Source organism: Micromonospora sp. CNZ296, from assembly GCF_007827635.1.
On record NZ_VISW01000001.1, the window covers coordinates 238,832 to 252,827 of the forward strand.

The 13,996-nt window shown below is 75.0% G+C and carries 17 protein-coding genes and 1 pseudogene; 17 read left to right on the forward strand and 1 reads right to left on the reverse strand.

Annotation, left to right across the window (positions count from 1 at the left end; all coding sequences use genetic code 11):
* Positions 1–46: 46 nt before the first annotated feature.
* From lspA to FB455_RS01120, 5 genes are all read left to right on the forward strand, one after another.
* Positions 47–649, forward strand: coding sequence for a signal peptidase II (lspA, locus tag FB455_RS01100; RefSeq protein WP_030271929.1), 603 nt, complete (start codon positions 47–49; stop codon positions 647–649).
* The gene (locus tag FB455_RS01105; protein ID WP_013287589.1) at positions 646–1,590 is read left to right on the forward strand and encodes an RluA family pseudouridine synthase; all 945 of its coding nucleotides are present in this window, start codon (positions 646–648) and stop codon (positions 1,588–1,590) included. Before lspA ends, FB455_RS01105 begins: the two co-directional genes overlap by 4 nt.
* 1 nt (position 1,591) lies before the next feature.
* The gene (locus FB455_RS01110) at positions 1,592–2,437 is read left to right on the forward strand and encodes a hypothetical protein (protein WP_030271931.1); all 846 of its coding nucleotides are present in this window, start codon (positions 1,592–1,594) and stop codon (positions 2,435–2,437) included.
* A gap of 140 nt (positions 2,438–2,577) precedes the next feature.
* On the forward strand, positions 2,578–4,119 hold the full coding sequence (locus tag FB455_RS01115; protein WP_013287587.1) for an ATPase: 1,542 nt from the start codon (positions 2,578–2,580) through the stop codon (positions 4,117–4,119).
* A gap of 48 nt (positions 4,120–4,167) precedes the next feature.
* Entirely contained in the window at positions 4,168–5,028 is an 861-nt protein-coding gene (locus tag FB455_RS01120; RefSeq protein ID WP_013287586.1) for a DUF2567 domain-containing protein, read from the forward strand.
* On the opposite strand, the gene FB455_RS01125 is transcribed toward FB455_RS01120, so the two are convergent.
* Positions 4,994–5,698 carry an LON peptidase substrate-binding domain-containing protein gene (locus tag FB455_RS01125; protein ID WP_013287585.1) on the reverse strand — a complete coding sequence of 235 codons (705 nt, stop codon included), beginning with the start codon at positions 5,696–5,698 and terminating at the stop codon, positions 4,994–4,996. The genes FB455_RS01120 and FB455_RS01125 overlap by 35 nt on opposite strands.
* A gap of 108 nt (positions 5,699–5,806) precedes the next feature.
* Here FB455_RS01125 and hisD point away from each other — a divergent pair, with 108 nt between their 5' ends.
* From hisD to hisF, 12 genes and pseudogenes are all read left to right on the forward strand, one after another.
* Positions 5,807–7,132, forward strand: coding sequence for a histidinol dehydrogenase (hisD, locus tag FB455_RS01130; RefSeq protein WP_145751826.1), 1,326 nt, complete (start codon positions 5,807–5,809; stop codon positions 7,130–7,132).
* Complete coding sequence (locus tag FB455_RS01135) at positions 7,129–8,202, forward strand: histidinol-phosphate transaminase (RefSeq protein WP_013287583.1); 1,074 nt, start codon at positions 7,129–7,131, stop codon at positions 8,200–8,202. Before hisD ends, FB455_RS01135 begins: the two co-directional genes overlap by 4 nt.
* Complete coding sequence (gene hisB, locus FB455_RS01140; protein WP_013287582.1) at positions 8,199–8,810, forward strand: imidazoleglycerol-phosphate dehydratase HisB; 612 nt, start codon at positions 8,199–8,201, stop codon at positions 8,808–8,810. Before FB455_RS01135 ends, hisB begins: the two co-directional genes overlap by 4 nt.
* Positions 8,810–8,977, forward strand: a complete 168-nt coding sequence (locus tag FB455_RS34145) for a hypothetical protein (protein ID WP_013475798.1) — start codon at positions 8,810–8,812, stop codon at positions 8,975–8,977. The genes hisB and FB455_RS34145 overlap by 1 nt, the downstream gene beginning before the upstream one ends.
* On the forward strand, positions 8,977–9,600 hold the full coding sequence (hisH, locus tag FB455_RS01145; protein ID WP_030271938.1) for an imidazole glycerol phosphate synthase subunit HisH: 624 nt from the start codon (positions 8,977–8,979) through the stop codon (positions 9,598–9,600). The genes FB455_RS34145 and hisH overlap by 1 nt, the downstream gene beginning before the upstream one ends.
* Before the next feature lie 31 nt (positions 9,601–9,631).
* Positions 9,632–9,951: pseudogene (locus tag FB455_RS01150) on the forward strand (hypothetical protein).
* A 19-nt stretch (positions 9,952–9,970) separates the two neighbouring features.
* Positions 9,971–10,699, forward strand: coding sequence for a bifunctional 1-(5-phosphoribosyl)-5-((5-phosphoribosylamino)methylideneamino)imidazole-4-carboxamide isomerase/phosphoribosylanthranilate isomerase PriA (gene priA / locus FB455_RS01155; RefSeq protein WP_145751831.1), 729 nt, complete (start codon positions 9,971–9,973; stop codon positions 10,697–10,699).
* A complete protein-coding gene (locus tag FB455_RS01160; protein ID WP_145751832.1) occupies positions 10,696–11,121 on the forward strand; it encodes a Rid family hydrolase in 426 nt (141 codons plus the stop codon). Before priA ends, FB455_RS01160 begins: the two co-directional genes overlap by 4 nt.
* 81 nt (positions 11,122–11,202) lie before the next feature.
* Positions 11,203–11,649 (forward strand): MarR family winged helix-turn-helix transcriptional regulator, encoded by a 447-nt coding sequence (locus tag FB455_RS01165; protein ID WP_013287576.1) that lies wholly within the window; start codon positions 11,203–11,205, stop codon positions 11,647–11,649.
* 1 nt (position 11,650) lies between these two features.
* Complete coding sequence (locus tag FB455_RS01170) at positions 11,651–12,076, forward strand: organic hydroperoxide resistance protein (RefSeq protein ID WP_013287575.1); 426 nt, start codon at positions 11,651–11,653, stop codon at positions 12,074–12,076.
* A 52-nt stretch (positions 12,077–12,128) separates the two neighbouring features.
* Positions 12,129–13,136 (forward strand): MDR family NADP-dependent oxidoreductase, encoded by a 1,008-nt coding sequence (locus FB455_RS01175; protein WP_145751834.1) that lies wholly within the window; start codon positions 12,129–12,131, stop codon positions 13,134–13,136.
* Positions 13,137–13,222: 86 nt separating this feature from the next.
* Complete coding sequence (gene hisF, locus FB455_RS01180; protein ID WP_013287573.1) at positions 13,223–13,990, forward strand: imidazole glycerol phosphate synthase subunit HisF; 768 nt, start codon at positions 13,223–13,225, stop codon at positions 13,988–13,990.
* Positions 13,991–13,996: the final 6 nt, after the last annotated feature.

Sequence of the window (13,996 nt, forward strand, 5' to 3'; positions counted from 1 at the left end):
TACGGCAGACGGTGACCACGCCGTCGCAAGCGTCGATGGGGAGCAGATGACCGCAGCACCGCCCGCCGGGTCCGGCACCACCGAGACGGGCGCCGGCGCGCCCCGCCGTAAGGCCGTCGGCCTGCTGCTCGGCGTGTCCCTGTTCTCGCTGCTGGCGGACCTCGGCACGAAGCAGCTCGCGTTGGCCGAGCTGACCGGCCGGGAGCCGGTGTCGCTGCTCGGCGGCGCGGTCTACCTCAGCCTGACCCGCAACAGCGGCGCGGCCTGGAGCATCGGCTCCGACCACACCTGGATCTTCCCGATCATCACGTTCGTGGTGATCGGGTGGATCACCTGGATGGCGCTGCGGCTGCGCTCGCTGCCGTGGGCGGTGTCGCTGGGCCTGGTGCTGGGCGGCGCGCTCGGCAACCTGATCGACCGGATCTTCCGCGCTCCAGGGCACTTCGTCGGCCACGTGGTCGACATGATCAGCCTCTTCGACCCGTACGGCCAGGTCTGGCCGGTGTTCAACCTGGCCGACAGCTCACTGGTGTGCGGCGTGGTGCTCGCGGTCTTCCTGGAGCTGACCGGCCGGCAGCGCGACGGCTCCCGGCTGCGCGACGAGAAGCGCGACGACGCCGCCCCGGCCGAGCAGCGGGAGAGCGCGTGACCTCCGCGTTCGCCGCCGGCGGCGACACCCGTTCCCTGCCCGTGCCGGACGGCCTCGACGGCATGCGCCTGGACCAGGCCGTGTCCCGCCTGCTCGGGCTCTCCCGTACCGCCGCCGCCGGCCTGATCGACGCGGGCGACGCGCTCGTCGACGGCGTGGCCCGGCCCAACTCGTACAAGGTCAAGGCGGGTTCGTGGCTGGAGGTCACGCTGCCGGCGCCGGCCGCGCCGCCCGCCGTGGTGCCGCAGGCCGTGCCCGGCCTGACAGTGGTGTACGCCGACGACGACATCGTGGTGGTCGACAAGCCGGTCGGCGTGGCGGCGCACCCGAGCCCGGGCTGGACCGGCCCCACAGTGATCGGCGGGCTGGCCGGCATCGGCCACCGGATCTCCACGAGCGGCGCCGCGGAGCGGCAGGGTGTGGTGCACCGGCTCGACGTGGGCACCACCGGGATCATGGCGGTGGCCAAGAGCGAGCGCGCGTACACCGCGCTGAAGCGGGCGTTCAAGTACCGCGAGGTGGAGAAGCGCTACCACGCCGTGGTGCAGGGTCACCCGGATCCGCTGCGCGGCACCATCGACGCGCCGATCGACAGGCACCCGCACCACGACTACCGCTGGGCCGTGGTCTCCGGCGGCAAGCCGAGCATCACGCACTACGACACGCTCGAGGCGTTCCCCGCCGCCAGCCTGCTCGACGTGCGGCTGGAGACCGGGCGTACGCACCAGATCAGGGTGCACTTCTCCAGCATGCGGCACCCCTGCGTGGGCGACCTGACCTACGGCGCGGACCCGACGCTGTCGGCCCGGCTCGGGCTGTCCCGGCAGTGGCTGCACGCCCGCTCGCTGAGCTTCGCGCACCCGGGCACCGGCGACGAGGTGACGTTCGTCAGCGAGTACCCGGACGACCTGGCCCGGGCGCTGGAGATCCTGCGCGACTGACGTGAGTGACGACGCCGCGCGGCCCCGCCGGTCCCGGTCCGCCGCGCTGACCTGGCTCGCGCTGGCCTGCGCGCTGGTGGTGCTCGTGGTGGCGGTGGCACAGCGGCGGGACCGCCCGGTGAGCGACCGTACTGTGGGCGAGGTGACCCGGGTCGGTGTGATCGACGGCGCGAGCATCCCGGCGTACCTGCGCGCCGCCGGGGACGAACTGGCCCGCCTCGACGCGCCCGACGGCTACGCGCTGGTCTCGTTCGACGGTTACCTGACCCCGGCGCGGGCGGCCGCCACGCTGGACGGCACGCGGGTCTCGGCGGTGGTGGCACGGGTGCCGCTGCCCGGCCGGCAGACCGAGATCGTCCGGATCGCGGCGCTGACCCTGCCCCGGGACGTGGTGGCCGGGATGGCCGGCGTCGCGACGCGCAAGGACCGGGAGACCGCGGACTACCGGTCCCGCGCCGCCGCCACCGCCGATCCGGAACTGCGCCGGGTGTACGACAGCGGCGCCGAGGTCGCCGCCCGCGAGGCGGAGGCGTACCGGACGGGCTGCGCCTGCGTCTACGCCGCGGTCGTCAGTGCCCCGCCGGACGCCCTGCGCGGGCTGGCCGGTCGTCCGGGCGTGCGGGTGGTGGACCCGGCGCCGGAGGTGACACGTCTGGACCGGACCGTGTTCACCCCGCCGCTTCCCGAGCAGCGTGACGTGGTCCGGCCGCCGGCCGACACCGGGCCGGCCGAGGCAGGCGGAATGGGCGATTCGTCGGAAGCCGCACGGACGGTGAGCGGACCTTCACCCACCGCCCCCGGGTCCGTCACCGGCTCCGGGGCGCCCAATCCCGCTCCCACCTCCTGAGACATCGGGGCACACGGCGACCGGGCCGATCCCATGGTGCGGCGGGCCACCGGGCGATGTGCGGCGCGGGGAGTGGTCCGAATAGGGTTTCGTTCGTAGCCTGTCAGGCGGAGATCGATGGGCTGGGGGAGGGCGAATCCTTGGACGGCAGCGAGACCGGCTGGGGTCGGCAGGGCGAGCCGGCACCGCGGTGGCGGGCGCTGCTCGACCGGGCCCGGCTCGGCGGTCGCGGCGCGGAGCACGCCGACGCCGACCGGCACGTCGAGGAGCAACCGGCGCCGCCGCCCGACCCGCTGCCCCGCCGTGGCGCGGGCACCGGGTGGACCGGCCGCGCCACCGCCGTCGGCCGCGCCCCCGACGGGTCGTACGGCGCCGAGCCCGCTTACCGGGCCGAGGCCACGTTCCGGGTCGACCCGGCCTTCCGCGCCGATCCCCGGCACGACGGCGAGCCGGCCTACCAGGCCGAACCGGCGTACCGCAGCGACCCCGAACCGTCCTGGCGCGCCGGGCAGCCCTATCCGCCCGACCCGTCCTGGCGCGCCGACCCGTCGTTCGCGCCCGACCCGCGCCCCGAGCAGCCGTTCACCGCCGAGCCGCGCCCGGAACCGTCCTGGCGGCCCGACCCGGCCCGTCCGGAGCCGCGCGGCCGGGCCGAGGCGCCGGCCGAGTCCCGGTACTCCCTTCTCGACGGCGGCTACCGGCCCGCGCCGCCGCCGCCCGAGTCCCGCTACGCGCTGCTCGACCGGGGCCGCTACCGGCCGGACACGCCGCCCGCCCCGGAGCCGGTGGTGCCCGCGCCCCGCCGCCCGCTGGAGGGCCGCTCCGGCCGGGTCGACGCGGCCCAGGTGCAGTGGCGCGCCCCGGAGCCGGACCCGGAACTGGAACGGGCCACCAGCGTGCTGCGCCGCGAGCTGGGCACCCCGCGGGTGCTCGCCTTCGCCAACCCCAAGGGCGGGGTGCACAAGACCACAGCCACCGTGCTCGCCGCCGCGACGGTGGGCAGCGTCCGCGGGCGCGGCGTGCTCGCCTGGGACGACAACGAGCTGCGCGGCACGCTCGGTCTGCGGGCCGGCAGCGCCCGGCACGCCCGCACCATCCGCCACCTGATCCACGACCTGGCGCAGATCGAGATCCTCGAAGGCAACACGCTGCTGTCGCACCTCGACGACTACCTGCGGCATGCCTCCGACGGCTCGTACGACGTGCTGGCCGGCGAGGAGAGCCCGCGCTTCGCCCAGCGGCTCGACCAGTTCACCGTCAAGCGGGTGCTGGAGCTGCTGCGCCGCACCCACGAGGTGGTCTGCGTGGACACCGGCAACAACGTGGAGAGCCCGAACTGGCGCACCGTCATGCAGGCCGCCGACCAGCTCGTGGTGACCACCGTGCCGCGCGAGGACGCGGCGTTCAGCGCGGACTGGATGCTCGACCTGCTGCACGAGGTGGGCATGGGCGAGCTGGCCGACAACGCGGTCACGCTGATCTCCTGCCCCACGCCGGGGCGTACCTCGTTGCAGGACGACCTGGAACGGCACTTCGCCACCCGGACCCGGGCGGTCGCCGTGGTGCCCTACGACCCGGCGCTGGAGACCGGCTCCTCGATCGAGTACCACCAGCTCCAGGCCGAGACCCGCAACGCCTGGCTCAAGGCGGCAGCGGTGATGCTGGAACCGTTCGCGCGCTGAGCGCCGACCATCGCCCCGAGCCGTGCCCGGGCCTGAGAGGATCAACGGGTGAGTCCGGACACCCCTGAGCCCGAGCGGGCGCGCGAGCGCACCGACGGCACCGACGCGCGCACCGACGGCACCGACGCGCGTACCGGCGACGCGGCCCCGCTTCCCGGCGGCGCGTGGCCCGAGCGCGAGCAGCCGCCCGGCTGGCCCGGCGGCCTGCCGGTACCCGCCGGCACGCCGGTCACCGCGCCCGGCGCCGACCCGCTCGCCGGATACCCGGGCGTGGTGGCGGAGCTACCCGGCGCCGACGCCACCCGATCCGGCCGCCCGCTGCTCACCACGCTCGGCGTGGTCGCACTGCTCACCGCGCTCGGCGCGCCGCTGGGCCTGCTGTGGGCATGGGCGGCGCCCGCCACCCCGGTCCGGCAGACCCCCGCCGGCACGGTCTACGCGACCACGCAGCCGGAGCAGCCGATCGCCGCGGACGGCTGGTTCAGCCTCCTGACGCTCGGCTTCGGCGTGCTCGCCGCGATCGCCCTGTGGGTGCTGCTGCGCCGCCGGCGCGGCCCGGCCGGCCTGCTCGCGGTGACGCTCGGCGGTCTCGGCGCGGCGGTGGTGGCCTGGCAGGTCGGCCGCCGGATCGGGCTGTCGACGTTCCAGCGGCTGGTGGAGACCGCGCCGCCGGGCACCGCCTTCACCAAGCCCGTCGACCTGCGCGCCGGCGGCGTCGACTGGTACGGCCCGCTGCCGGTGCCGCACGGGAACCTGCTGCTCGCCGCGTTCGGCGCCGCCGTCACGTACACGCTGCTGGCGGGCTGGTCGCGGTGGCCGTCGCTGCGGCCGGAGCCGGAGCCCGACGCGGCCTGGCCGCCGCCCCCGCCCGGGTTCAGTTCGGCGCCGGGGGACCAGCCAGCTCGCTGAGCGGCACCGGCACCGCGCGCACCTGCCGCAGCAACGCCGTCTCCCGGTTGAGCAGGCGCAGCTCGGCGCGCAGCCGCCCGGCGGTGTCGTCGACGGCGAGCAGCCGCTGCCGGTCGGCGACGGTCAGCGCGGCGGTCGCGGCGACCAGGTGCGACAGGACCGTCGGATCCTCCGGCAGCTGCTCGGTGATCTCCTGCTGGTCCGGCCGGATCAGGCCCAGGTATTGCCGGAACACCGAGATCACCCGGGCCGCCAGCAGGTCGGAGACCTCGTCCGGGCCGTCCGGCTCCGGCAGCCACTCCACCTCGGCGGTCAGGTACGGCTCGGCGGAGGCGTCCACCTCGGCGACCCGGAACCGCCGCCGCCCGACGGTGACGATGTCGAAGCCGCCGTCGGCCAGCTCGGTGACCTGCCGCAGCTCGGCGGTGCAGCCCACCTCGTGCAGCGTGACGTCGCCGCCGGGCGGCCCGGAACGCCCCGGCGGCCCGGCCGGCGCGACCTCCCAGCCGGCCTGGATCGCCACCACGCCGAACTCGCGCGGCGCGCCCTCGGGCAGGCCCACGAGGTGGCGCACCAGCGCCTTGTAGCGCTCCTCGAAGATGTGCAGCGGAAGGACCAGCCCGGGGAAGAGGACGGTCCCGAGCGGGAACACCGGCAGCCGTGCGCTCACGTGATCGAGCGTATCGCCAACCCGCCCGCCCGCGCGTGTCCCGGCTCACCGTCCCGGCGTGCGGGCGGCCCCGGCCGGTGACACCGGCGGCGGCCTAGACTCGCAGGCGTGCTGAATCGGATCGACCTGCGCGGCGGGGCCCGTGACCCGCGCCGCCTGCTGCCCCGTGCCCAGCTCGACGTCTCCGTGGCGGTCGAGCGGATCCGCCCGCTCGTGGAGGCGGTCCGGGACCATGGGTACCCGGCGATCCGGGAGGCGAGCGAACGGTTCGACGGCGTCTCGCCGGAGCGGCTGCGGGTGCCGGTCGAGACGATCCGCGCCGCCGAGGACGAGCTGGACCCGCAGGTACGCGCCGCGTTGCTGGAGTCGATCACCCGGGCCCGCAAGGTCCACGCCGACCAGCGCCGCACCGACCACACCACGACTGTGGTGCCCGGCGGCACTGTGACCGAGCGGTGGGTGCCGGTCGACCGGGTCGGTCTCTACGTGCCCGGCGGCCTGGCCATGTACCCGTCGACGGTGGTGATGAACGTGGTCCCGGCCCAGGCGGCCGGGGTGCGCTCCCTGGTGGTGGTGAGCCCGCCGCAGAAGGACAACGACGGGCTGCCCGACCGGCGGGTCCTCGCCGCGTGCGCGCTGCTCGGCGTGGACGAGGTGTACGCGGTCGGCGGCGCCCAGGCGGTCGCCATGCTCGCGTACGGCGCGGGCGTCGACCCGGCCGGCGACGAGCGCTGCGAGCCGGTCGACATGATCACCGGTCCGGGCAACATCTGGGTCACCGCCGCGAAGCGGCTGCTGCGCGGCGTGGTCGGCATCGACGCCGAGGCCGGCCCGACCGAGATCGCGATCCTGGCCGACGACACCGCCGACCCGGCGCACGTCGCGGCCGACCTGATCAGCCAGGCCGAGCACGACCCCCTCGCGGCGAGCGTGCTGGTCACCCCGTCCACGGCGCTGGCCGACGCGGTCGACGCGGAGCTGGCCCGGCAGGCGCCGGCGGCCAAGCACGCCGAGCGGATCGGCACCGCGCTGCGCGGCGAGCAGAGCGGCGTGGTCCTGGTCGACGACCTGGAGGCAGGGCTGCGGGCGGTCGACGCGTACGCGGCCGAGCACCTGGAGATCCAGACCGAGAACGCCCGCGACTGGGCGCTGCGGGTCCGAAACGCCGGGGCGGTGTTCGTCGGCGCCTGGTCGCCGGTGTCGCTCGGCGACTACTGCGCGGGCTCCAACCACGTGCTGCCCACCGGCGGCTGCGCCCGGCACTCCTCCGGGCTGTCCGTGCAGTCGTTCCTGCGCGGCGTGCACCTGGTCGAATACACCCAGGACGCGCTGCGCGACGTGGCGCCGCACGTGGTCACGCTGGCGACCGTGGAGGACCTGCCCGCGCACGGCCAGGCGGTCAGCGTCCGGTTCCCCGGGGGCGGCCCGTCGTGACCACGCTCGACGACCTGCCGATCCGCGACGACCTGCGCGGACGGACGCCGTACGGGGCACCGCAGCTCGACGTGCCGGTGCGGCTGAACACCAACGAGAACTCCTACCCGGTGCCCGAGCCGGTGGTGGAGGCGATCGGCAAGGCGGTCGCCGCCGAGCTGCGCGACCTCAACCGCTACCCGGACCGGGACGCGGTGGCGCTGCGCGCCGACCTGGCCGCCTACCTCGGCCACGGGCTCACCGCCGACCACGTGTGGGCGGCGAACGGCTCCAACGAGATCCAGCAGCAGCTGCTCCAGGCGTTCGGCGGTCCGGGGCGCACCGCGCTCGGGTTCACCCCGGCGTACTCGATGCACCCGCTGCTGACGCTCGGCACCGGCACCCGGTGGGTGCCCGCCCGGCGCGGCGAGGACTTCGGGCTCACCGCCGGCGAGGCGGTGGCCCAGGTCCGCGAGCACCGGCCGGACGTGGTGTTCCTCTGCTCGCCGAACAACCCGACCGGCACCGCGCTCGACCCGGCGGTGGTCGCCGCCGTGCTGGACGAGGCACCAGGCATGGTGATCGTGGACGAGGCGTACGCCGAGTTCGCCCGTCCCGGCACGGTGAGCGCGCTCGCCGTGCTGCCCGGTCACCCGCGGCTGGTGGTGACCCGCACCATGAGCAAGGCGTTCGGGTTCGCCGGCGGCCGGCTCGGCTACCTGGCGGCCGACCCGGCGGTGGTGGACGCGGTGCAGCTGGTCCGGCTGCCGTACCACCTGTCCGCACTCACCCAGGCCGCCGCCCGCGCGGCGCTGGCGCACCGGGACGCTCTGCTCGGCACCGTGGCCGCGATCAAGGAGCAGCGGGACCGGATCGTCGCCGAGCTGCGTGCCCGGGGCCACCGGGTGGCCGACAGCGACGCCAACTTCGTGCTGTTCGCCGTCGAGGGGGACCAGGCGGTGGCCTGGCGTACCCTGCTCGATGCCGGCGTGCTGGTGCGCGACGTCGGCCTGCCCGGCTGGCTGCGCGTCACCGCCGGAACCCCGACCGAGACCGACGCCTTCCTCACCGCGATGGAGACAGTTTCATGAGCCGGATCGCCCGGATCGAGCGGGTCACAAACGAGACGAAGGTGCTCGTCGAGATCGACCTCGACGGCACCGGCAAGGCCGACATCGAGACCGGCGTCGGCTTCTACGACCACATGCTCAACCAGATCGCCCGGCACGGCGGCTTCGACCTGACCGTGCACACCGTCGGTGACCTGGAGATCGACGCGCACCACACGATGGAGGACACCGCGCTCGCGCTGGGCGCGGCGTTCGACCGGGCGCTGGGCGACAAGGCCGGCATCCGGCGGTACGGCTCGGCGACCGTCCCGATGGACGAGGTGCTGGTCCGGGCCGCGGTGGACCTGTCCGGCCGCCCGTACGTGGTGCACGACGAGCCGGCGCTGGCCCCGTACATCGGGCCGGTCTACCCGACGAGCATGACCCGGCACATCTGGGAGTCGTTCGGCCAGTCGGCCCGGATCACGCTGCACGTGGACGTGCTGCGCGCGGCTCGTCCCGGCGGCCACCCGGACGCCCACCACGTGGTCGAGGCGCAGTTCAAGGCCGTCTCCCGCGCGCTGCGCGAGGCCACCGCTATCGATCCGCGTAACGCGGGTGTGGTGCCGTCGACGAAGGGCGCTCTGTAATGAAGGTGCTGCCCACGCTTCTGTTGATCCTGGCCGGCCTGCTGGTCGGCGGGACGTGGTCGCTGCTCAAGCAGGGCGCGCCCCGCGCCGCCGTGGTGATCACCGGTCTGCTGGCCCTGCTGGCGACCGCTGCCGGGGTGCTCTGGCTGCTGCCGGGGGAGAGCTGATGACGCGGCGGGTGGTGGTGCTCGACTACGGCTCGGGCAACCTGCGGTCGGCCGAGCGCGCGGTGGCGCGCGCCGGCGCCGACGTGACTGTCACCGACGACCTGGACGCCGCCGCGTCGGCCGACGGCCTGGTGGTGCCGGGCGTGGGCGCGTTCGCCGCGTGCATGGCCGGGATCGAGGCGCTGGGCGCCGGGCCGGTCATCGCCGACCGGGTCGCCGCCGGGCGGCCGGTGCTGGGCATCTGCGTCGGCATGCAGATCCTGTTCGGGCACGGCGAGGAGCACGGCGTGGTCACCAAGGGGCTCGGGCTGCTGCCCGGCGGCGTGACCCGGCTGCCCGCGCGGCGGCTGCCGCACATGGGCTGGAACACCGTGCGGCCGCCGGCCGGCTCGACGCTGTTCGCCGGACTGCCGGCGGGCACCCGGTTCTACTTCGTCCACTCCTACGGGGTGACCGACCCGGCGGCGCTGGCCGAGGCGGGGGCCACTGTGACCACCTCGCACCACGGCGCGGACTTCGTCGCGGCGGTGGAGCGGGGGCCGCTGTCGGCCGCGCAGTTCCACCCGGAGAAGTCGGCCGACGCCGGTGCCGCGCTGCTGCGCAACTGGCTCGGCACGCTGTGACCGGCCCGCTGGCGGGCACGCGGGCGTCCGCGTGAGCAAGGAGCGGGCCCGCCGCCGCGCGGCGCGCGAGGCCGAGCAGGAGCGGGCGCGCGCCGTCCGCGCCCGCCGGGTGGCGCGCCGGGAGCGGCGTCGTTCTCTGGTACGCCGGCTGACGCCGTCGCTGCGGCGCGGCCGTACCGGCCGGCTGCGCCGGCACACCCGCCGCGAGCGGGCGACGATCCTGGTGCTCACCGTGGTGGCGGTGGCCGCCATCTGGAGTCTGGTGGACGACCTCGCGCTGCGGCTGGTGCTGGTCGTGTTGTTGTTGCTGGTCCTGCCCGCGATGTGGTGATCGCGCTGGACCGTCGTTGAGGATCCGAGGAGAGAAGCGTTGAGCCTCACCCTGTTGCCCGCCGTGGACGTCGCCGACGGCCAGGCCGTCCGGCTCGTGCAGGGCGCCGCCGGTAGCGAGACCGCGTACGGCGATCCGCTGGACGCGGCGCTGGCCTGGCAGTCCGACGGCGCGGAGTGGATCCACCTGGTCGACCTGGACGCGGCGTTCGGGCGGGGCTCCAACGCCGCGCTGCTCGCCGAGGTGGTCGGCAAGCTGGACGTGAAGGTGGAGCTGTCCGGCGGCATCCGTGACGACGAGTCGCTGCGGGCGGCGCTCGGCACCGGGGCGGCCCGGGTCAACATCGGCACCGCCGCGCTGGAGGATCCGCAGTGGTGCGACCGGATCTGCGGCGAGTACGGCGACCGGGTGGCGATCGGGCTGGACGTGCGCGGCCGTACCCTGTCGGCGCGCGGCTGGACCCGCGACAGCGGCGACCTCTACGAGGTGCTGGCCCGGCTGGACGCCGCGGGCGCGGCGCGGTACGTGGTCACCGACATCACCAAGGACGGCACCATGCGCGGGCCGAACCTGGACCTGCTGCGCGAGGTGTGCGCCCGCACCGACGCCCCGGTGATCGCCTCCGGTGGTGTGTCCACGCTGGACGACCTGCGGGCGCTGGCCACGCTGGAGCCGGTGGGGGTGGAGGGCGTGATCGCCGGTAAGGCGCTCTACGCGGGCGCGTTCACCGTCGCCGAGGCGCTGGCGGCGCTGCGGGCCGGCGCGTGACGGCCGAGCCGGCCGAGAGGCCGGTGGACGCCGGGGTGGTGACCCGGCTCGGCTCGGGCGGCCCGTGGGAGGCGCTCTACGGCTACTCGCGGGTGGTCCGGGCCGGCACACTGGCGATCACGGCCGGCTGCACGTCCACGGTCGACGGCCGGGTCGCGCACGCCGGCGACGCGGCGGCGCAGACCGCGCAGGCGATCCGGATCGGCCTGGACGCGCTGGCCGAGGTCGGCGCCGGGCCGGGGGACGTGGTGCGGACCCGGATGTACGTGACGGACCGGATCTACGCCGACGAGGTGGGCCGGGCGCACAACGGGGTGTTCGGCCCGGTGCGCCCGGTCGCCACGATGGTGGTGGTGGCCGGGCTGATCGACCCGGATCTCCTGGTCGAGGTCGAGCTGGAGGCGTACCTGCCGGACCGCTGAGCGGTGCCGGGTGACCGGCGCCGCACCGCTCCACGCCCCGATAAGTTGTGCACAACTTGATTGCACGCTACGGTTCAGGGCGTGACCGATGATCTGGTACTGCGCCGGCAGGTGTGCTTCGCGCTCTACGCGGCGTCGCGCGCCCTGACCGACGTCTACCGGCCCATCCTCGACGAGCACGGGCTGACCTACCCGCAGTACCTGGTGCTGCTGGTGCTCTGGGAGCACGACGACGACGCCCCCACGGTCTCCGAGCTCGGCGCTGCGCTCCGGCTCGACTCCGGCACGCTCTCCCCGCTGCTCAAGCGACTGGAGGCGGCCGGTCTGGTGGTGCGTACCCGCTCGGCGGCGGATGAGCGCCGGGTCGAGGTGGGCCTCACCGACCGGGGCCGGGCGCTGCGGGAGCGGATGGGTGACGTGCCGCGGCAGGTGGCATCCGCCACCGGGCTCACCGAGGCCGAGCTGGTCTTCCTCCACGGCATCCTCACCCGGGTCACCGAGACGATCCACCGACAGAAGGAGCAGTGACATGCAGGTGCTCTACACCGCCTCCGCCCGCGCCACCGGCGACGGCCGCGACGGTCACGTCCGGACCTCCGACGGCACGGTCGAGCTGGACCTCGCCGTACCGAAGGAGATGGGGGGCGCCGGCGGCGCGGCCAACCCGGAGCAGCTCTTCGCGGCCGGCTACGCGGCCTGCTTCCACTCCGCGCTGCGCGTGGTGGCCCGTCAGGCCAAGGCGGACGTCTCCGGCTCCGTCGTCGAGGCCGAGGTGGGCATCGGCCCGAACGGCAGCGGCGGTTACGGCCTGGCCGTGACGCTCGTGGTGGACCTGCCCGCTGTCGAGCGCGCGGCTGCCGAGCAGCTCGTCGACGCGGCCCACCAGGTCTGCCCCTACTCCAACGCGACCCGTGGGAACGTCGAGGTGACCCGCACGGTCCGCGAGGCCCTGTGAGCACGAGGAGTGCAGCGCAGCGGAGCCCCGCAGTGCGAACCGAGGAGGCCCGATGAGTGAGGCGCGCGTCAACAGGGAGATCCATCTGGCGTCCCGGCCGGACGGCTGGCCGACGCCGGAGAACTTCCGGCTGGTCACCACCGAGGTGCCGACGCCGGGCCCGGGACAGGTAGTGGTCCGAAACCGGTTCATGTCCGTCGACCCGTACATGCGCGGGCGGATGAACGACGTCAAGTCGTACGTGCCGCCGTTCGCGCTCGACGCCCCGCTGGACGGCGGCGCGATCGGTGAGGTGGTGGCCGGCGAGGCCGGTGGCGTCAAGCCCGGCGACACGGTGCTGCACGGGTTCGGCTGGCGCGAGTACGCGCTGGTGGACGCCAAGAGCGTGCGCAAGGTCGACCCCGGCCTGGCGCCGGTCACCGCGTACCTGGGCGTGCTCGGCATGACCGGGCTGACCGCGTACGCCGGGCTGCTCGACGTGGCGGCGATGAAACCGGGGGAGACCGTGTTCGTCTCCGGCGCGGCCGGCGCGGTGGGCAGCATGGTGGGCCAGATCGCGAAGCTGCGCGGCGCCGGCCGGGTGATCGGCAGCGCCGGTTCCGCGGCGAAGGTGGAACGACTCACCGCGCTCGGCTTCGACGCCGCCTTCGACTACCACGACGGCCCGGTGTACAAGCAGCTCAAGGCAGCCGCCCCGGACGGCGTCGACGTGTACTTCGACAACGTCGGCGGCGATCACCTGGAGGCCGCGATCGGGGCGATGAACCTGCACGGCCGGGCCGCCATCTGCGGCATGATCGCGCAGTACAACGCCACCGAGCCGCCCGCCGCGCCGCGCAACCTGGCGCTGGTGATCGGTAAGCGGCTGACGCTGCGCGGCTTCCTCGTCGGTGACCACGGTCACCTGCGGGAGCAGTTCGTGCAGGAGGTGGCGGGCTGGCTGCGGGAGGGCCGGCTGTCGTACGACGAGACGATCGTCGACGGCATCGAGCAGGCCCCCGAGGCGTTCCTCGGCCTGCTGCGCGGCGAGAACCTCGGCAAGATGCTGGTCCGTCTCTGACCGGCGCGAACGCACTCCACCGCGGGCGGTGGTGACCGGCCTCACCGGCGGGTCACCACCGCCCGCGCGTTCGTTAGGCTCGGGGCATGACGGTGGCGGTACGGGTCATCCCGTGTCTGGACGTGGACGCCGGGCGCGTGGTCAAGGGGGTCAACTTCCTCGACCTGCGTGACGCCGGCGACCCGGTGGAGCTGGCGGCGGCGTACGACCGGGCCGGCGCGGACGAGCTGACCTTCCTCGACGTCACCGCCTCGTCCAGCGACCGGGGCACCATGCTCGACGTGGTGCGGCGCACCGCCGAGTCGGTCTTCATCCCGCTGACAGTGGGCGGCGGTGTCCGCCGGGTCGCCGACGTCGACACGTTGCTGCGCGCCGGTGCGGACAAGGTCGGCGTGAACACCGCGGCCATCGCCCGGCCGGAGCTGATCGCCGAGATCGCCGACCGGTTCGGCCGGCAGGTCCTGGTGCTCTCGCTGGACGTGCGCCGCGCACCGGACGGCACGACGCCGAGCGGTTTCGAGGTGACCACGCACGGCGGCCGGCGGGGCACCGGGCTGGACGCGGTCGAGTGGGCGGCGCGCGGCGCCGAGCTGGGCGCGGGCGAGATCCTGCTCAACTCGATGGACGCCGACGGCACCAAGGCCGGGTTCGACCTGCCGCTGATCCAGGCGGTCCGCGAGGTGGTCGACGTGCCGGTGATCGCCAGCGGCGGCGCGGGCGAGGTGGCCCACTTCCCGCCGGCCGTCGGCGCCGGGGCGGACGCGGTGCTCGCGGCGAGCGTCTTCCACTTCGGCGAACTCACCGTCGGCGAGGTCAAGGACGCGCTGCGCGGCGCGGGCCACCCGGTGCGCTGAGGCGGC

Bases quoted from the DNA above. Each gene is read 5' to 3' on its own strand.
- hisH (WP_030271938.1), top strand. From the start codon at position 8,977: ATGACGCGGCGGGTGGTGGTGCTCGACTACGGCTCGGGCAACCTGCGG.
- FB455_RS01170 (WP_013287575.1), top strand. From the start codon at position 11,651: ATGCAGGTGCTCTACACCGCCTCCGCCCGCGCCACCGGCGACGGCCGC.
- FB455_RS34145 (WP_013475798.1), top strand. From the start codon at position 8,810: ATGAAGGTGCTGCCCACGCTTCTGTTGATCCTGGCCGGCCTGCTGGTC.
- hisF (WP_013287573.1), top strand. From the start codon at position 13,223: ATGACGGTGGCGGTACGGGTCATCCCGTGTCTGGACGTGGACGCCGGG.
- lspA (WP_030271929.1), top strand. From the start codon at position 47: ATGACCGCAGCACCGCCCGCCGGGTCCGGCACCACCGAGACGGGCGCC.
- hisB (WP_013287582.1), top strand. From the start codon at position 8,199: ATGAGCCGGATCGCCCGGATCGAGCGGGTCACAAACGAGACGAAGGTG.
- FB455_RS01175 (WP_145751834.1), top strand. From the start codon at position 12,129: ATGAGTGAGGCGCGCGTCAACAGGGAGATCCATCTGGCGTCCCGGCCG.